Source organism: Tepidimicrobium xylanilyticum, assembly GCF_900106765.1.
Classification (GTDB): Bacteria; Bacillota; Clostridia; order Tissierellales; family Tepidimicrobiaceae; genus Tepidimicrobium; species Tepidimicrobium xylanilyticum.
The window spans coordinates 271,779-289,034 of the sequence record NZ_FNNG01000002.1 but is presented as its reverse complement, the minus strand read 5'-3'; the positions used below and the strand labels follow the sequence as shown (position 1 = coordinate 289,034).

Here is a 17,256-nt window from a genome sequence, read left to right as displayed (position 1 = left end):
GTTTCAACTAGAATTAGTTTATGGTATACTAGTAACTAATTGGATATTGAGAAGTGTAGGTGATAAAATGGTCATTTTAGTTACAGGTGGAGCCCGAAGTGGTAAAAGCAGTTTTGCAGAAAATTTATATAGGGATAAGAAGGATGTAGTCTACATAGCCACATCTAAAATATGGGATAAGGAAATGGAAGAAAGAATCAAATTACATAGGGAAAGTCGACCTTTCCATTGGAGAACTTACGAAGGTTATTATTCATTAACTGATGCCTTAGGAGAAGAGAAGAATTACTTATTGGATTGCATAACCCTTCTTAGCTCCAATATAATGTTTGATGTGACAGATGGCAAAGACTATATAGACTATAATTTACAGAAGGAAGTGGAAAATAGAATATTTGATGAATTATATTCTTTAATCCAAGCTATTGAAGAGAGAAGATATAATCTAGTATTGGTAACAAATGAAGTAGGATATTCTCTAGTACCAGATAATCACATAGGCAGAGTTTTCAGGGATATTCAAGGAAGGATAAACCAAAGGATAGCTGCCCTATCCCATGAGGTTTATTTGGTATGTTGTGGAATACCGGTGAAGATAAAATGATAGATGGACTAATATTGTCCATACAATTTTTAACCCGAATACCCGTAAAAAAGGCTGTTGACTTTAACGATAAAAATCTATCCAAAAGCATTTTTTTCTTTCCATTAGTAGGCATTATAATTGGGGGACTAGGGGGAGTTTCGTACAGTATATTTAGTCACTTAAATGAAAATACAGCTAGTTTTTTTGCCTTACTATCAATGGTAGCAATAACGGGAGGGCTTCATCTAGATGGATTAGCAGATACTTGTGATGGATTTTTATCCTATAGAAAAAAAGAACAAGTGCTTGAAATTATGAAAGATAGCCGAATAGGAACTTTTGGTGTTATTTCCATAGTTATGGATATTTTACTAAAATATATTTTAATATTAAGTCTAGACAAAAATATTCCAATTATATTGGCATTATCCTATGGAAATAGCCGCTTAGTAATAGCATATTTGATGTCAAGTAAAAAAGTTGCTAGAAAAGATGGAATAGGGTATATGTTCCATAGAAGCAATCCCAAAACATATGCCCTTTTTGGAGGAATTGGATATTTGCTAATAGTTTTGTTAGTAAAACCAATTTATATAATACCATTATTTTTTTCCTTCCTTATAGGACAGGTGATGACTAAAATTACCTATAGAAAAATAGATGGTTTTACTGGAGATGTATATGGAGCCACTATAGAATTAAGTGAAATAGTATCTTTAATAATATTTTTGGAGGTGTTAAGGTGGACATAATATTAGTTCGTCATGGACAAACTCAAGATAATGTGAAAGGCATATTTAGTACAAAGGAAACCATATTAACAGATGAAGGGAAGGAACAAATTCGTAGGACTAAAACCTTTGTGGATACCTTGTCTTTTGATAAAGTATATGTGAGTCCTTTATATAGGGCTATTCAGACTATGGAGATATTAGGGTTAGATGGGAAAAGGGAGGAAAGGATTAAAGAAGTGGATTTTGGACTATTCGAAGGGAATACCTATGAACAAATAAAGGACAAGTTTCCAGAGGAAGCAAAAATTTGGGACGAAGACTATATAAATTTTGTAACTCCAAGAGGGGAAAGCATTAAGATGGCATATGAAAGGGTTACTTCCTTCTTGGAGGAGATTTTGAATAAAGGGGAAGATGCCCTTTTAGTATGCCATGCTGGAGTCATTAGAATTGCTCTATCCTGGGTATTTGATAATTTAGATTATTATTTTAAGTTTAGAGTAGAGAATGGAAGTGTTAATGTAATTTCCATAGATGAAAGTGGATTTAAATATATTGAAAAAGCAAATTATACTGTAAAATAATGTAATATGCCAAAATAGGTATTTCAAAATAAAAAATCAGGGATCAAGGTGGTAATGAGAAGGCTTGATGGATTTTAAAGTTAAAAGATGTCTTGACACATATATTTACATCAGATATACTTTTATTAAAAATTGTTAAAATATGTGATGTTAAAGAACAGGAAAGGAGTAGGCTAATTTATATTTGAAGTGAAAATAGACAAATGAATTAAGCCAATTATGATTCTTCAGGGCGGGGTGAAAGTCCCCACCGGTGGTATAGCCCACGAGCCTATTTAGGCATGATTCGGTGGAATTCCGAAGCCGACAGTATAGTCTGGATGGAAGAAGATATCATATGCATTATAATAATTATCACGATTATTATATTATAAATGAAATTGTTTAATCAGCCCTGAAATTTATTTCAGGGCTTTAATATTTGGGGGGATTTTATGAATGATGAATTTTTTATGAAAATAGCATTGGGGCTTGCTGAAGAAGCTATGGGATTTACAAATCCAAATCCTTTGGTAGGGGCAGTGATAGTCAAAGATGGAAGGATAATAGGCAAAGGCTATCATGAGAAATATGGGGAAAATCATGCTGAAATAAATGCGTTAAATTATGCAGTGGAAAATGTTGAAGATGCTACTATGTATGTTACTTTAGAACCTTGTTCTCATTTTGGGAAGACTCCACCTTGTGTAGATCGGATAATTAAAAGTGGAATTAAAAGAGTAATTATAGCTATGGAAGATCCTAATCCAATAGTTTCTGGAAATGGTATAAGAATACTAAGAGAAAATGGGTTGGAAGTGAAGGTTGGGGTTTTAAAAGAAGAAGCTGAGAGGTTAAATGAGATATATATTAAATACATAGTTACTAAAATTCCTTTCACTATAATGAAAGCTGGCATGAGTTTAGATGGGAAAATAGCTACATATACAGGAGATTCCAGGTGGGTAACTGGAGAAAAAGCAAGAAAATATGGACATTTATTAAGGCAAAAAGTTTCAGCTATTTTGGTGGGAGTAAATACGGTAATAATGGACGACCCTATGTTAAATACAAGATTAGATAATATGCAATGTGTAGATCCTATAAGAATTATTTTGGATAGTAGTGGTAGGATTCCAATAACATCAAAAGTACTAAATATAAACCCTTCTAGCACTATTGTTGTAGTAACCAAATTTACATTGGAAGATAAGGTAAAAGCAATTAGAGAAAAAGGGGCGGAAGTACTAGTAAGCTCAGCAAAAAACGGAAGAGTGGATTTACAGTTCTTAATGGAAGAACTGGGAAAGAGAGAGATTGATAGCTTGTTAATAGAAGGAGGTGGAGAAGTAAGTTTTAGCTTTTTTAAGGAGGATTTAGTAGATAAAGTTGTATTTTTTATAGCTCCTAAAATTATTGGAGGAAGAGATGCAAAAACTCCGGTTGAAGGGGAAGGAATAGCACATATAAAGGATGTAGTAGACTTGAAAGATATGGAGATTACTAAATTAGGTAAAGATATAATGATTGAAGGTTATGTAAGATAAAGGAAGTGATGTTATGTTTACGGGACTCGTAGAAGAAGTAGGAAAAGTGCTTGATATAAAAAAGAGCAATAAAATATGGACTATGACTTTTGAATGTAAAAAGATAGTCGAGGATATTACCATAGGGGATAGTATAGCCATTAATGGTGTGTGTTTAACTGTGAAAGAATTTGATAAGAATTTGTTCAAAGTGGATGTAATGGCTGAAACGATAAGAAAGACAAATCTTGGATTTATACAGAGTGGAGATTATGTTAATTTTGAAAGAGCTTTGAGAGTAGGAGATAGGCTTGGAGGACATGTAGTAACTGGGCATATAGACGGTACAGGTGTTATAGAAGAAATTGAAGAAGAAGGGGATTCAATGTGGATAACCATATCTAGTTCAAAAGATATATTAAAATATATAGTTCACAAAGGTTCAATTGCTATAGATGGAGTAAGTTTGACTATAAGCTTTGTGGATGAGGAGAAGTTTAAGGTAGCTATAATTCCTCATACTAAAGTGGTTACAACATTGGCTACTAAAAAAATAAACGATTTAGTCAATATTGAGTGTGATCTGGTGGGGAAGTACATTGAAAGATTTTTGTCTTACAAGAAAGTTCAAAATGAAAGTAAAATAGATATAAATTTTTTGAAAAATAATGGCTTTATACAGGGGTGATAAGATGTTTAAGTTTAATACTATAGAAGAAGGATTAGAAGATATTAGAAATGGTAATTTTGTAATAGTCGTAGATGATAAAAATAGAGAAAATGAAGGAGATTTAATAGTGGCAGCAGAAAAAATTACAGATTCAAAGATTAATTTCATGATTAAATATGCTAGGGGACTAGTTTGCATGCCTATAATAGAAGAAAGGCTAAAGGAGTTAAACATAGAGCAAATGGTAAAGGAAAATACAGATAATCATGAAACGGCTTTTACTGTTTCTATAGACTATAAAGATACTATTACTGGAATTTCGGCAGGGGAAAGAGCAACTACCATAAAAAAAGTGCTTGATCCAAATGTTACAGGAGAAGATTTTAGGCGTCCAGGTCATGTATTTCCTTTAAAAGGACAAGAGGGTGGAGTACTAAAAAGAGCGGGTCATACAGAAGCAGCCATAGATTTGGCAAGATTAGCAGGACTATATCCAGCAGGAGTAATATGTGAAATAATCAATGAAGATGGCACTATGGCAAGAATACCGCAGCTTATGGATTTTGCAAAAAAGCATAATATAAAAATAATTACTATTGCAGATTTGATAGCATATAGAATAAAAAATGAAATTTTAGTTTCCAAAGTTGCTGAAACCAGATTACCCACTATATATGGAGATTTTAGCATCATGGGTTATGTAAATAAAATAAATGGCGAACATCACCTAGCATTAGTTAAAGGAGATATAAATTGTGATGAGCCAATCCTTGTAAGGGTTCATTCTGAGTGTCTGACGGGGGATGTATTTGCTTCATTGAGATGTGACTGTGGAGGGCAGTTACATGAATCTATGAAAAGGATAAATGAAGAAGGAAAAGGAATACTTTTATACATGAGGCAAGAAGGTAGAGGTATAGGTTTAATAAATAAACTCAAGGCTTATGAACTTCAAGAGAAAGGGATGGACACAGTTGAAGCTAATTTGGCTTTAGGCTATCCTGAAGATTTAAGGGACTATGGAATAGGTGCTCAAATATTATCAGATATTGGAGCAAAAAAGATAAAGCTTATGACGAATAATCCTAAAAAAATCTATGGTTTGTCTAACTATGGCTTGGAAGTAGTGGAAAGAGTACCTATAGAAATAGAATCAAATGATGAGGATTATTTTTATTTAAAAACAAAAAAAGAAAAAATGGGGCATATTTTAAATATAAAGTAAAGGAGATGTAAGCAATGAAAACTTATGTAGGGAAATTAATATCTCAAGATTTGAAATTTGCTATTGTAATAGGAAGATTTAATGAATTTATTGGAAGTCAATTACTATCAGGTGCCATAGATGGGTTAAAAAGACATGGAACCGAAGAAGAAAATATTGAAATATTCTGGGTTCCTGGTGCTTTTGAAATCCCATTAGTTGCAAAAAAACTTGCTGAAACCAATAAATATGATGCAGTGATTTGTCTTGGGGCAGTAATAAGAGGCTCAACACCACATTTTGAGTATGTATCAAGCGAAGTATCAAAAGGAATAGCAAATGTTTCCCTAAGTACTGGAATACCTGTTATATTTGGAGTAATTACAACAGACAATATAGAACAAGCTATTGAAAGAGCAGGTACAAAAAGTGGAAACAAAGGTTATGATGCGGCAATTACTGCAATAGAAATGGCAAATTTATTAAAAGAAATAAACTGATTTACATACTATGTTAGAAGCTTGTTGAGGATTGTTGCATAAAAATTCGGCCTATGATAGAATCAAGATTGGAAAATTTAATAAAATTTAATATTGTAAATATTAGGTTCCTTATGGATAAAAAGTGAAACTGGTGAAAATCCAGTACAGCCCCGCTACTGTAATTGGGATGAAATCAACTCATACCACTGAGATTTTCTTAGGGAGGTGTTGATAGTAGGATGACCAAAAGTTAGGAGACCTGCCTAATATTTTTCGCTGGATAACCTTCGGAGGGAAGGCTAGGCTTATTTTTATTAGGTATTTTTATATGCACGTTATTTATTTAAAAAAGTCCTACCTTTAGAAGGTAGGACTTTTATTAGGAATAGGACATAGGAAGAGGTGGGCAATGCAAAAGAAATACGTAATTACAGTATTTATTTTTCTATTTATGTTAAGTTTTTTTATCAGCCTTTGTAATGGGGTAGTAAAAATATCCATAAAAGGAATAGTTAAAGCAATTTTATCTCATGAGGATAGTATCAATCGACAAGTTATATGGAATGTCAGGCTTCCAAGGACTATAGTGGCAGGCCTTGTAGGCATATGTCTTTCATTATCTGGAGCTATACTTCAAGGAGTTATGAGGAATCCTTTAGCAGGTCCAAATATTATAGGAGTGTCTGCGGGGGGAGGTTTGGCAGTATTAATTTTGCTTATCTTATTTCCTGATTTCTATTATCTAGTGCCTATGGGAGCATTTGTTGGTTCATTGTTGGCTACCCTATTCATATACATATTAGCTTGGAAAGATGGAGTATTACCAACCAGATTAATTTTAGCAGGGGTAGCTGTATCGTCTTTGTTAAATGCTGGTATAAATGCATTAATGACATTTTATCCTGACAGAGTAGCAGGTGTAATATCTTTTATGGTAGGCGGTTTATCATCTACCACTTGGGTTCAGGTAAAGATGATACTTCCTTATACATTAGTAGGAGTTTTATTAGTATTACTATTGCCAACAAAATTAAACATATTAATGTTAGGAGATGAAATAGCTACAGGTCTTGGATTGAATGTTGAAAGAACCAGATTTATATTCATAATACTATCATCGTTATTAGCAGGAGCAGCTATTTCTGCTGTTGGTTTATTGGGTTTTGTTGGACTTATAGTTCCTCATATTGCTAGATTGTTCATAGGTTCGGATTATAGAATATTATTTCCAGGATCTATTTTTTTAGGAGGAACAATAGTTATGTTATGTGATACTGTGGCTAGAGTATTGTTAGCACCAATGGAAATTCCAGTAGGAATAATAATGTCAGCTTTAGGGGCACCTTTCTTTTTATTTCTATTAAGAAGGAAAGAGAGGGTATAAGTGGATTAGTAAGTAAAAATTAATGGTACAATATTAACGGTACAATATAGTGGAGTTTATAGCATTATGTTTTTCCTATGGGTAGGAGAACTTGTTTAAAACAAGTTCTCCTTCATCTATATTTTAATTTATCTTTTTGCAAACAGGTATTCTTTAGGGATATCGTTAATTTCCAATCCTATCATAGCTTCCCCTAGGTTTTTTGAAACTTCAGCTAATATTTTTGGATTATTATAATTTTGGACAGCTTTAACAATGGCTTTTGCTCTTTTTTCTGGATTTTGAGATTTAAAAATACCTGAACCGACGAAAATACCATCACAACCTAATTGCATCATTAAGGCAGCATCTGCTGGAGTAGCGATTCCACCTGCTGCAAAATTTAACACTGGTAATTTACCATTTTCAGCAACATATACCACCAGGTCATAAGGAGCACCTATTTTTTTAGCAAAGCTCATAAGCTCTTCTCTAGGCATATTTTCTAACTGTCTTATTTGTGACATCATTGTTCTCATATGTTTTACTGCTTCAACTATATTTCCAGTACCAGCTTCTCCTTTTGTTCTTATCATTGATGCACCTTCACCTATGCGTCTTAGTGCTTCTCCTAAATTTCTTGCCCCACAAACAAAAGGTGTATTGAAAGCTTTTTTATTTATGTGGTAATTATTGTCTGCTGGTGTTAAGACTTCACTTTCGTCTATGTAATCCACACCTAAAGATTCGAGAATTTGTGCTTCAACAAAATGACCAATTCTGACTTTTGCCATTACTGGAATGGATACAGCTTCTAATATATCTTCTATTAACTTAGGGTCTGACATTCTAGCAACTCCGCCATCTTTTCTAATATCTGAAGGAACTCTTTCTAATGCCATAACAGCAACTGCACCGCTACTTTCAGCAATTTTAGCTTGCTCGACATTCACAACATCCATTATAACACCACCTGCAAGCTTTTCATTTATTGATTTTAGTTTAACCATAAAGCATCCCCCTTTTCATAAATACAGTTTTTGGTGTATCTATATAATATCAAAAGTGTATATATAATGTCAACGTATCAATATAGTGTATGCATACAATATATTGAAGCATAAACATGAAAATAATTTATTGACAATACAACTAAATTATTATATTATTTGTGTTGAAGCGAGAATGGGCAAAAATCTCCATAATAAACTTAAAAAGCATTAAAGAAATTTACCCGAAAAACGACAAAGAAAAATACCTTAATATGGGTGAAGTAATAAAATAAAAAACGAAAACTAAATATTACAAACGCTAGGTTCTATTAGATTAAAAGGGAAACTGGTGAAAATCCAGTACAGCCCCCGCTACTGTAATTGGGACGAAATCAACATATGCCACTGAGATTATCTCGGGAAGGCGTTGATAGTAGGATGACCAAAAGTCAGGAGACCTGCCTAGTCGTTTTTAAGTAACCTTCGGTGGGAAGGGAAAACTTATACTTTTAAATATGGTTATGTTTTATGTTTTGTATTTTATGTTTTTGATTATGATCATATTTAAATTATACTATCAAATAGTCCCTAACCAAGAAGGTTAGGGACTATTTATTTTTAGCCTATCAAAATTATAAGTTTTCTTATTTTTTAACATTACTTTTTTAATAAATTTGGGAGGTAATTTGACCTAAAAACAAAAAAGAGAGGTGAGTTTTATGAAAAACAGTACAAAGTTGTTCCTATCTATTCTACTACTTATGTTTTTAAGTCCAGGTATTGGGCAAGCTATGCATATTATGGAAGGTTTTCTCCCTGTTAAATGGTCAGTTATTTGGATGATTGCATCTTTGCCGTTTATTGTTATAGGTTTTAAAAAGATACACCGAATATTTAAGGGGGATGCAAATCAAAAAGTACTTATAGGATTAGCAGGAGGTTTTGTATTTGTACTATCTGCATTAAAGATACCTTCCGTAACAGGGAGTTGTTCTCATCCAACAGGAGTAGGTTTAGGGGCCATATTGTTTGGACCTACCACAATGACGGTAGTAGGATTGATAGTTTTATTGTTTCAATCATTATTATTGGCTCATGGAGGGCTAACGACTTTAGGTGCTAATACTTTTTCCATGGCAATAGTTGGTCCTATAATATCTTATAGTGTTTTTAAACTATTAAAAAACAAAAATGGGAATACGACTTTTCCCGTATTTCTAGCAGCATTTTTAGGAGACTTAATGACTTATGTGGTAACTGCAATCCAACTATCTTTAGCATTTCCTGATTCCATAACAGGCTTTGTTGGATCTTTAGGAAAGTTTTTATCTGTATTTGCTGTTACTCAAATTCCTCTAGCAATAGTAGAAGGAATAATAACTGCTATAGTCTATAATTTATTAGCTGAATATGGTAAGGAAGGGGAGATTCATATTGAAACTATTGAATAAAACAAATCTTTTACTTATACTATTAGCTATTGTTATGGTTATAACTCCTTTGTTTATAAAAAAAGATGCAGAATTTGAAGGAGCCGATGGTCAAGCAGAAGGAGTTATAACAGAGATAAATCCAGATTATGAACCTTGGTTTGATGCCATATGGGAACCACCAAGCAGTGAAATAGAGAGTTTGTTGTTTTCCTTACAGGTGGCCATTGGTGCGGGAGCTATTGGATATATATTTGGAATGATGAAGGAGAAACGAAAAATTGCTGTTAATAGATAAGTATGCATATACTAATAGATTGGCAAACTTTAACCCTATGACAAAGTTTATCTTTGTCATAGGGACCTTGTTGATTGCCACAATTTTAGACAATTTATATATTAATTTATTTTTATTTATGCTTATGGTCTTTTTAACCATATTTGCTGCTAAAATTCCATGGAATAAATATTGCAAGTTAATGGTCATACCTACTATTTTTTTAATAATTAGCATTGTAACTTTATTATTGAGCTTTTCTGAGGAAAATAGGTTTATTTGGAGTATTAAAATATGGGGCAAATACCTAGGGACCAATTACGAATCTTTAAAGGGATCTATAAAAGTTGGAATAAGGGTTTTAGCTGCAATTAGTTCCACACTTTTTTTAGGACTTACAACTCCATTAAACGACATAATAAGGGTGCTTAAAAAGCTTAAAATCCCAAATACCTTAATAGAACTAGTGCTGCTGATTTATAGGTTTATATTTACTCTTTTAGAAGAATCCAAAGATATAATAATGGCTCAAGAGATGAAGTTTGGCTATATCAATATGAAAAATAGCTATAAATCTATAGCTTTACTCATAAAATGTTTATTTATTAGACTATTAATTCGATATAAGGATATGGTAATTTCTTTAGATACCAAATTATACACTGGAGAATTTAAAATAGGTGATTAGATGATAAAGATAGAATCATTGGAATATCAATATGAGGATGGAACAGAGGCTTTAAAAAATATTAATTTGGATTTAGAAAAAGGAAATACTATTGGGGTTGTTGGAGCCAATGGTTCTGGCAAATCTACTCTTTTTTTAAGTATTATAGGTATATTAAAACCCACTAAAGGACAGATAAAATACAAGGATAAAACTATAAAATACAATAAGAAATTTTTGAGACAGTATAGAAAAAAGGTAAATATGGTTTTTCAAGATCCAGATAAGCAGTTATTTTTCTCCAAGGTATATGATGATGTGGCTTTTCCCTTGAGGAATTTAGGTTTGAGTGAAGAAAAAGTTGTAAAAAAAGTTGAGAAGGCTTTAAAGATGGTAAATGCCTATGATTTAAAAGATAAGCCTACACATTTTTTAAGTTATGGCGAGAAAAAGAGAATTTCTATAGCTGGGATCTTAGCAATGGATTTGGATTTAATATTGTTAGATGAGCCTACAAATGGATTAGATCCTTACATGACTAAAGAGGTAAAAAGGATAATAGAAGAACTTAGTCAAGAAAAGAAAATAGTATTATCTAGCCATGATATGGATTTAATCTATGAAGTTTGTGATTATGTTTATATTTTGGGAAAGGGAGAAATATTGGGTGAAGGATCACCAGAAGATGTATTTCTAAGGGATGATTTATTGAAAAAAGCATGTTTGGAAAGACCTTGGCTAGTGAAAGCCCATCAAGAATTAGGCCTACCATTATGTAAAAATGAAAAACAATTATTTCAATGGAAAGGAAAGGATTATGAAAAAGGGGATTATAGTAGCTAGTTTTGGTACAACTTACGAGGAGACTAGAAAACTATGTATTGAAAGCATAGAAAATAGAGTTAGGGAAAAATATAAGGATTTTTTAGTATTGAGAGCTTTTACATCTCAGATGGTAATTAACAAACTTAAAAAAAGGGATAATTATAATGTGAACAACATAAGAGAAGCCTTAGAAGAGATGAAAAACGATGGAATAGAGGAAATATACATTCAGTCTCTTCATATATTATCAGGTTATGAATATGAAAAAATACTAAGACAGACAGAAGAGTTTATAAAGGATAATAGAGATTGTTCAGTCAAAATAGGTAAACCTCTTCTTTATGATGATGAAGATTATGAAAAGATAGTTAAAATATTAAATTTACCAGATGTAAAGGCTGATGAATGGATTATACTTATGGGGCATGGTACAAGCCATGAAACAGATATATCATATGATAAATTAGAAAAGATTTTTAGAGAAAAGGGTTATGAAAAAGTATCTATAGCTACTGTAGAAGGTAGGATTACTATTGAAGATTTAATACCTAAGCTGAAAAACGAAGGAGTTAAAAAGGTGTTTTTAAGACCCTTTATGTTAGTAGCAGGAGATCATGTAATTAACGATATGGTATCAGAAGAAGAGGATTCGTGGAAAAGCATATTAGAAAAGGAAGGGTTTAATGTAGAAGGAATACTTGAAGGATTAGGTCAATTGAGAGAAATACAAGATATTTACTTGCAGCATATAGAAAAGATAATGGATTGACAGGAGGGGAAAATGAGGAGGAAGGTATTGGTTTCATTGTTATTGATTTTAGTTTTATTTTTATTTACTGCTTGTTTTAATAAACAAGATTTGGAAACTAACGTAGGATCAAAGGAAGTAAATGGTGGACAGGCAGAAGAGGAAGAAATAAAATATGGCATAGAAATTAATGAGGATTCCGTCACATTTGAAGATGGAAGAGGAGAAGTGGTGACTATCTCTAAATATCCGAAAAGGGTAGTAGTATTGTTTAATTCTTATCTTGAAGTTTGGTGCAAATCTGGAGGTGCTGTTGTTGGGAGACTGGAGGAAGCGGCAGAAAAAGTAGTAGAAGAAGCCAGAGATGTTGAAACAGTAGGTAGGCAGGGAGCGATAAGTGTGGAGAAAGTATTATCTTTAGAACCGGATTTGGTAATTTTAAATTCCAATCAAAAACACCAAATGGACTTAGTACCTATTTTTGAACAAAATGGTATTGATATTATAGCATTAAATTATTTCACAAAGGATGATTATTTTAAAATGGCAAGGATATTTACAGCCATAAATGGAAGGGATGACTTATATGAAGAATACGCAGTTAAAGTTAGGAAGGATATAGAAGAAATAATAGAAAGGGCACCAAAGGACAGGAATTATAAAATTTTATTGATGATGGCTACTGCAAAGCGTATTACCGCAAGGAGTTCTGATACTACAGTAGGAGAGATGTTAAAAGATTTACATACTACTAATATATCCGATTCAGTAGCTACAGGACCTGAAGCAATAGCCTTTAGTATGGAAAAAGTGTTAGAAGAAGATCCAGATTTTATATTTGTACAAACTAGTGGTTTTGATAAAGAAAAGATATTAGAAAGACTTAAAAAAGATGTGGAAGATAACCCAGCCTGGAGTTCATTAAAAGCAGTAAAGGAGGATAGATATATATTCTTGCCAAAAGATTTATATATGTATAAACCAAATCATAGATATGCAGAAGCTTATAAAGGATTAGCAGAAATACTTTATCCTGATATTTTTAAGTAGAGAGGTTTTATGGGAAGAAGGTGAATACATGGTCATAAGGGCAGAAAATCTTTATGTAAACTATGGAGAAAAAGAAATATTAAAGGATATATGCTTAAAGGTAGAAAAAGGCCAAGTAGTAAGCATAATAGGACCTAATGGTTCAGGAAAATCTACTTTAATAAAGGTTTTGTCTAGGTGTATAAAACCTGCAAAGGGTAATGTTTATCTTGAAGATGAAAATATATTAAGATTGCCAACTAAGTTAGTAGCAAAAAGGATGGCTATCCTTCCCCAATTTAAAAACACTCCTAACGATATTACTGTAAGGGAACTAGTTTCTTATGGTAGATACCCCCGCTTAAAATTTGGACAAAGGTTGGGAAAAAAAGATTATGAAATAATAGATTGGGCTATTGAAAAAACTGGAATAGTAAAATTGAAAGATAGACATTTAGCCACTTTATCTGGTGGAGAGCAACAAAGGGCATGGTTAGCCATGTCCCTAGCTCAGCAACCAGAAATATTGTTATTAGATGAACCTACTACGTTTTTGGATATATCCTATCAACTAGAAATATTACAATTGGTTAAGGAACTGAATGAAACTTTGGGTTTAACGGTTTTAATGGTGTTGCATGATTTAAATCAAGCATTTAGGTTTTCAGACAGTATATTGGTATTAAAGGATGGACAAATATGGGAGTATAATAATCCCAATTTAGTTTTAAATGAAAGATTGCTAAAAGAGGTGTTTAACGTGAAAGGTCACATATATCGAGATGAAATAAACCGTTGTCCCTATTTTATACCCTATAAGGCAAATTAAAAGATGTATGTATTGAATGGTTGTGTGGAAGTATTGCTTCTTATATGGATGATAAAGTATTAATGGGGATTGGTCCATAGTTTAAGTTAAAGGGGTGTAATAATGAAAATATTATATGCTATAGGTACAGGTCCAGGTGATAAGGAATTACTGACCATAAAAGCAGTAAAAAGGATTAGAGAAGCTGATATAATCTTTGCTCCGCATAATAAGGGAAAAAATATGGCTTTAGATACTGTTAAGGAATATGTGCAAGATAAAAAGGTCATATTACTGAATTTTCCAATGGGGAAGGTTACAAAGCAAGATTATACTGATGTAGCTGACACAATCCATGATTTAATTCCAGAAGGCAAATGTGGAGTCTATTTAACCATAGGAGATCCTATGATATATAGCACCTTTATATATCTCATGAACGAATTAGAGAAAAGGGAAATTCAAATAGATATTATCTCGGGAATACCATCATTTATTGCAGCAGCTGCTCAAACGAAAATTCCTTTGGTAATTAAAGGGGATAAATTTTTATTGATGGATGAATTTTGTGAGGAATTATTGGATGATACAGATACATTATGTATATTAAAGACATTAAGGGATAAAGAAGCAATATTAGAGTCATTGGATGGAAAGGGCTTTAATTATACGTATGTAAAAAGGGTAAGCCTAGAAGATGAACATGTACTTACTGACAAAGAAGAAATAATAAATGATAAAGATTATATGTCCCTTATCCTAGGAAGGAAGAAAGACAATGATTAGATTTATTGAGATCAGCCAAATGTGTATCCATTTTCGGTAATTACTAAAAAGGCCAATATACTCAAATATACTGAAAGCCTAGCATCAAAGGAGGTAAGATATGTCTAAGTTGTATGTAATTGGTATAGGGCCAGGAGGCAGAGAGCATATGACCTTAAAGGCCATAGAAACTATAAAAAAATGTGATATTATTATTGGATATACCCCTTACATAGGGTATCTAGGGGATTTAATTGAAGGAAAGCAAATTTATTCTACAGGAATGAAGGGAGAGATAGATAGATGTAAATTGGCAATAAGAAAAGCAAAAGAAGGACATAATACTGCCATAATTTCAACTGGAGATGCTGGGCTTTATGGTATGGCTGGACCCATATTGGAATTAAAAGAAGAAATAGAGGTAGAGATAGTTCCAGGGGTTACAGCAGCTTTTTCTGCAGCCAGCGAACTGGGTTCACCTATTATGCATGATTTTGCTTCTATTAGCCTTAGTGATTTACTGACTCCTTGGGAGGCTATTGAAAAAAGGATTGAGAAAGCTTCAGAAGGGGATTTTGTAATAACAATATATAATCCTAGAAGCAATAGCAGGAGAAATCATTTAGAAAAAGCAGTGAGAATAATGTTAAAATATAAAGAAAAAGATACTCCTGTTGGAATAGTTAGAAATTCTGGTCGTGCTAATACAGAAATAATATTAACTACTTTACAGAGCATTCCTTATGAAAAAGTGGATATGTTAAGTATATTAATAATAGGAAATAGCAATACATATGTGAAAGGTAATAAAATGATAACTCCAAGAGGGTATCATATAGGATAATTTGGATAATAGGGGCATTGGTGAATTTATTAAATTTATAGATTGAGCAAAAATTAAATTGTTATTATTCCAATTGTTACTGGAAAGATGTTTTCTTAAGTTAAAAGCCCTATGTAAAATATAGTAATGATATAAATCAAAAAGCAAATTCCCTTATGCTGGAAGTCTGTTGAGAATTGTTGCATCAAAATTTGGACTATGATAGAATCAAGATTGGAAAGTTCAATATTGTAAATATTAGGTTCCTTATGGATTAAAAGGGAAACTGGTGAAAATCCAGTACAGCCCCCGCTACTGTAATTGGGACGAAATCAACTTATGCCACTGAGACTGTCTCGGGAAGGCGTTGAAAGTAGGATGACCAAAAGTCAGGAGACCTGCCTAATGTTTATAGCTAACCAACCTTCGGAGGGAAGGCTAGGCTTATTTTTGTGCTTAAAATTCCCCTACCTTTCGAAGGTAGGGCTTATATATTGGTGAGTTAATGTATATTTACAAAAGGTAAAGGAGAGGTGGATATGGTTAGAAGAAACATTTTTATCAGGGTAATTTTAGTAACATTGGTATTGCTATTAATGCTAACAGGCTGTAAAAGCCAGGAGAAAGATGAGGTTATAAGTTCTCAAGAAGATGTTGAAGAAGCTATAAAGAGGAATGTAGATGAGGATACTGGATTAGTCCATATTGGTGAAATGGAACTAAAATATGCAAAATCCTTTTCGGTGGATTATTACGAAGGTGGTTACAAAATAATAACCGAATGGAATGGTAGAAAGACTTTATTGATTCCTGAAGGCAAGGAAGTTCCTGATTTGAAAGCCGATATAAATGTTATTCAATTGCCTATAGAATCGGTAGGTGTATTTGCAACGACTGCTGCTGCCGAATTAAGACCCTTAGGTTTATTAGATAAGATAACTCTAGTTACTACTGAGATGGACGATTGGCATATTCAAGAGGTAAAGGAAGGAATGGAAGAAGGAAGGATTACATATGTAGGAAGAAATAGTGCTCCAGACTACGAACTTATACAATCTATAAAACCCGACATAGTATTGATTACAACTGGGACAGGCCATGGCACCGATGAGGTTGCAGCAAAGTTTGATGAATTGGGAATTAAGTGGATATCTCGGGGTAGCCAAAGGGAATCAGACCCTAGAGGCAGACTGGAATGGATAAAATTAATGGGAGCCTTATTTGACAAAGAGGAAGAAGCAGCAGAATTTTTTGATGTCCAGCTTAAAAAGATTGAAGAAATAGAACAAAAGATAGCAAATTTAGAAGGACAAAGGGAAAAATTCGCATCCTTTTTCCTAGCTAATGACATATACTATGTAAGAAATAAAGGAGATTATGAGGTGAAGATGCTTGAATTGGCTGGTGGAGAATATATTTTAAGTGATTTAAACCCAGACCAAGATGGGAATAGCAAGATGAATGCTGAAGAACTGTATAAGAGCATTGAAGATGCAGATATATTATTCTATAACAATAGGCTTGGTCGTGGCATTCAATGTATAGATGATTTAAAATCTAGTGCTGAATACTTTGCGGATATTAAAGCGGTGAGAGAAGGACGGGTATGGGGATATAAGCCTCATTATTTCCAACATGCTGACCGAGTAGCAGATATGATTGAAGATCTTTATACCATATTTACCACTCCCCATGGACAAATTACCGAAACAGAATACTTTTTCTTAATGGAATAGGAAATATAAAAAGAACAGATTGAGGAGA

19 protein-coding genes and 4 riboswitches are annotated in these 17,256 nt (G+C 32.9%); of the genes, 18 read left to right on the top strand and 1 reads right to left on the bottom strand.

Translation table 11 applies throughout. The annotated features are described in order from the left end of the window. Positions 1 to 67 precede the first annotated feature (67 nt). From cobU to BLV68_RS03590, 8 genes are all read left to right on the top strand, one after another. Entirely contained in the window at positions 68 to 604 is a 537-nt protein-coding gene (cobU, locus tag BLV68_RS03625) for a bifunctional adenosylcobinamide kinase/adenosylcobinamide-phosphate guanylyltransferase (RefSeq protein WP_093750997.1), read from the top strand. Further along, positions 574 to 1,338, top strand: a complete 765-nt coding sequence (cobS, locus tag BLV68_RS03620; protein ID WP_093750995.1) for an adenosylcobinamide-GDP ribazoletransferase — start codon at positions 574 to 576, stop codon at positions 1,336 to 1,338. Before cobU ends, cobS begins: the two co-directional genes overlap by 31 nt. Further along, positions 1,329 to 1,904 carry a histidine phosphatase family protein gene (locus tag BLV68_RS03615; RefSeq protein WP_159428604.1) on the top strand — a complete coding sequence of 192 codons (576 nt, stop codon included), beginning with the start codon at positions 1,329 to 1,331 and terminating at the stop codon, positions 1,902 to 1,904. Before cobS ends, BLV68_RS03615 begins: the two co-directional genes overlap by 10 nt. A 219-nt stretch (positions 1,905 to 2,123) precedes the next feature. Continuing rightward, a riboswitch (FMN riboswitch) is annotated at positions 2,124 to 2,240 on the top strand. Between the two features lie 98 nt (positions 2,241 to 2,338). Then, positions 2,339 to 3,430 (top strand): bifunctional diaminohydroxyphosphoribosylaminopyrimidine deaminase/5-amino-6-(5-phosphoribosylamino)uracil reductase RibD, encoded by a 1,092-nt coding sequence (gene ribD / locus BLV68_RS03610; protein WP_093750991.1) that lies wholly within the window; start codon positions 2,339 to 2,341, stop codon positions 3,428 to 3,430. 13 nt (positions 3,431 to 3,443) lie between these two features. Next, entirely contained in the window at positions 3,444 to 4,097 is a 654-nt protein-coding gene (gene ribE / locus BLV68_RS03605; protein WP_093750989.1) for a riboflavin synthase, read from the top strand. A gap of 4 nt (positions 4,098 to 4,101) precedes the next feature. Further along, on the top strand, positions 4,102 to 5,304 hold the full coding sequence (locus tag BLV68_RS03600; protein ID WP_093750987.1) for a bifunctional 3,4-dihydroxy-2-butanone-4-phosphate synthase/GTP cyclohydrolase II: 1,203 nt from the start codon (positions 4,102 to 4,104) through the stop codon (positions 5,302 to 5,304). 14 nt (positions 5,305 to 5,318) lie between these two features. Continuing rightward, entirely contained in the window at positions 5,319 to 5,783 is a 465-nt protein-coding gene (gene ribH, locus BLV68_RS03595) for a 6,7-dimethyl-8-ribityllumazine synthase (RefSeq protein WP_093750985.1), read from the top strand. An 87-nt stretch (positions 5,784 to 5,870) separates the two neighbouring features. Then, positions 5,871 to 6,046, top strand: a riboswitch (cobalamin riboswitch). Between the two features lie 128 nt (positions 6,047 to 6,174). Then, on the top strand, positions 6,175 to 7,149 hold the full coding sequence (locus BLV68_RS03590) for a FecCD family ABC transporter permease (RefSeq protein ID WP_093750983.1): 975 nt from the start codon (positions 6,175 to 6,177) through the stop codon (positions 7,147 to 7,149). 128 nt (positions 7,150 to 7,277) lie between these two features. Here the strand turns inward: BLV68_RS03590 and pdxS are convergent, their stop codons facing one another. Then, the gene (gene pdxS / locus BLV68_RS03585) at positions 7,278 to 8,138 is read right to left on the bottom strand and encodes a pyridoxal 5'-phosphate synthase lyase subunit PdxS (protein WP_093750981.1); all 861 of its coding nucleotides are present in this window, start codon (positions 8,136 to 8,138) and stop codon (positions 7,278 to 7,280) included. 286 nt (positions 8,139 to 8,424) lie between these two features. After that, positions 8,425 to 8,600: riboswitch (cobalamin riboswitch) on the top strand. Between the two features lie 239 nt (positions 8,601 to 8,839). On the opposite strand from pdxS, the gene BLV68_RS03580 reads away from it, so the two are divergent. The 10 genes from BLV68_RS03580 (at position 8,840) to BLV68_RS03535 (ending at position 17,228) form a co-directional block, all read left to right on the top strand. After that, positions 8,840 to 9,571 carry an energy-coupling factor ABC transporter permease gene (locus BLV68_RS03580; protein WP_093750979.1) on the top strand — a complete coding sequence of 244 codons (732 nt, stop codon included), beginning with the start codon at positions 8,840 to 8,842 and terminating at the stop codon, positions 9,569 to 9,571. Further along, positions 9,555 to 9,848 carry an energy-coupling factor ABC transporter substrate-binding protein gene (locus BLV68_RS03575; RefSeq protein WP_200773622.1) on the top strand — a complete coding sequence of 98 codons (294 nt, stop codon included), beginning with the start codon at positions 9,555 to 9,557 and terminating at the stop codon, positions 9,846 to 9,848. Before BLV68_RS03580 ends, BLV68_RS03575 begins: the two co-directional genes overlap by 17 nt. Continuing rightward, complete coding sequence (gene cbiQ / locus BLV68_RS03570) at positions 9,832 to 10,515, top strand: cobalt ECF transporter T component CbiQ (protein ID WP_093750975.1); 684 nt, start codon at positions 9,832 to 9,834, stop codon at positions 10,513 to 10,515. Before BLV68_RS03575 ends, cbiQ begins: the two co-directional genes overlap by 17 nt. Then, on the top strand, positions 10,516 to 11,337 hold the full coding sequence (locus BLV68_RS03565) for an energy-coupling factor ABC transporter ATP-binding protein (RefSeq protein WP_093750973.1): 822 nt from the start codon (positions 10,516 to 10,518) through the stop codon (positions 11,335 to 11,337). After that, positions 11,312 to 12,088: a sirohydrochlorin cobaltochelatase gene (locus BLV68_RS03560; RefSeq protein ID WP_093750971.1), complete on the top strand. Its 777-nt coding sequence runs from the start codon at positions 11,312 to 11,314 to the stop codon at positions 12,086 to 12,088. Before BLV68_RS03565 ends, BLV68_RS03560 begins: the two co-directional genes overlap by 26 nt. A 12-nt stretch (positions 12,089 to 12,100) precedes the next feature. After that, positions 12,101 to 13,117, top strand: a complete 1,017-nt coding sequence (locus BLV68_RS03555; protein ID WP_093750969.1) for an ABC transporter substrate-binding protein — start codon at positions 12,101 to 12,103, stop codon at positions 13,115 to 13,117. Positions 13,118 to 13,145: 28 nt separating this feature from the next. Further along, a complete protein-coding gene (locus BLV68_RS03550) occupies positions 13,146 to 13,925 on the top strand; it encodes an ABC transporter ATP-binding protein (RefSeq protein ID WP_093750967.1) in 780 nt (259 codons plus the stop codon). A 102-nt stretch (positions 13,926 to 14,027) separates the two neighbouring features. After that, positions 14,028 to 14,690: a precorrin-2 C(20)-methyltransferase gene (cobI, locus tag BLV68_RS03545; RefSeq protein ID WP_093750965.1), complete on the top strand. Its 663-nt coding sequence runs from the start codon at positions 14,028 to 14,030 to the stop codon at positions 14,688 to 14,690. A 100-nt stretch (positions 14,691 to 14,790) separates the two neighbouring features. Further along, positions 14,791 to 15,513, top strand: coding sequence for a precorrin-3B C(17)-methyltransferase (gene cobJ, locus BLV68_RS03540; protein ID WP_093750963.1), 723 nt, complete (start codon positions 14,791 to 14,793; stop codon positions 15,511 to 15,513). 222 nt (positions 15,514 to 15,735) lie between these two features. Further along, positions 15,736 to 15,912, top strand: a riboswitch (cobalamin riboswitch). A gap of 119 nt (positions 15,913 to 16,031) precedes the next feature. Next, the gene (locus BLV68_RS03535; protein ID WP_093750961.1) at positions 16,032 to 17,228 is read left to right on the top strand and encodes an ABC transporter substrate-binding protein; all 1,197 of its coding nucleotides are present in this window, start codon (positions 16,032 to 16,034) and stop codon (positions 17,226 to 17,228) included. Positions 17,229 to 17,256 lie beyond the last annotated feature (28 nt).

Bases quoted from the DNA above. Each gene is read 5' to 3' on its own strand.
- BLV68_RS03550 (WP_093750967.1), top strand. From the start codon at position 13,146: ATGGTCATAAGGGCAGAAAATCTTTATGTAAACTATGGAGAAAAAGAA.
- BLV68_RS03590 (WP_093750983.1), top strand. From the start codon at position 6,175: ATGCAAAAGAAATACGTAATTACAGTATTTATTTTTCTATTTATGTTA.
- ribH (WP_093750985.1), top strand. From the start codon at position 5,319: ATGAAAACTTATGTAGGGAAATTAATATCTCAAGATTTGAAATTTGCT.
- BLV68_RS03560 (WP_093750971.1), top strand. From the start codon at position 11,312: ATGAAAAAGGGGATTATAGTAGCTAGTTTTGGTACAACTTACGAGGAG.
- ribE (WP_093750989.1), top strand. From the start codon at position 3,444: ATGTTTACGGGACTCGTAGAAGAAGTAGGAAAAGTGCTTGATATAAAA.
- cobI (WP_093750965.1), top strand. From the start codon at position 14,028: ATGAAAATATTATATGCTATAGGTACAGGTCCAGGTGATAAGGAATTA.
- BLV68_RS03580 (WP_093750979.1), top strand. From the start codon at position 8,840: ATGAAAAACAGTACAAAGTTGTTCCTATCTATTCTACTACTTATGTTT.
- cobU (WP_093750997.1), top strand. From the start codon at position 68: ATGGTCATTTTAGTTACAGGTGGAGCCCGAAGTGGTAAAAGCAGTTTT.
- BLV68_RS03555 (WP_093750969.1), top strand. From the start codon at position 12,101: ATGAGGAGGAAGGTATTGGTTTCATTGTTATTGATTTTAGTTTTATTT.
- ribD (WP_093750991.1), top strand. From the start codon at position 2,339: ATGAATGATGAATTTTTTATGAAAATAGCATTGGGGCTTGCTGAAGAA.
- BLV68_RS03565 (WP_093750973.1), top strand. From the start codon at position 10,516: ATGATAAAGATAGAATCATTGGAATATCAATATGAGGATGGAACAGAG.
- pdxS (WP_093750981.1), bottom strand. From the start codon at position 8,138: ATGGTTAAACTAAAATCAATAAATGAAAAGCTTGCAGGTGGTGTTATA.
- cobJ (WP_093750963.1), top strand. From the start codon at position 14,791: ATGTCTAAGTTGTATGTAATTGGTATAGGGCCAGGAGGCAGAGAGCAT.
- cobS (WP_093750995.1), top strand. From the start codon at position 574: ATGTTGTGGAATACCGGTGAAGATAAAATGATAGATGGACTAATATTG.
- BLV68_RS03535 (WP_093750961.1), top strand. From the start codon at position 16,032: ATGGTTAGAAGAAACATTTTTATCAGGGTAATTTTAGTAACATTGGTA.
- BLV68_RS03600 (WP_093750987.1), top strand. From the start codon at position 4,102: ATGTTTAAGTTTAATACTATAGAAGAAGGATTAGAAGATATTAGAAAT.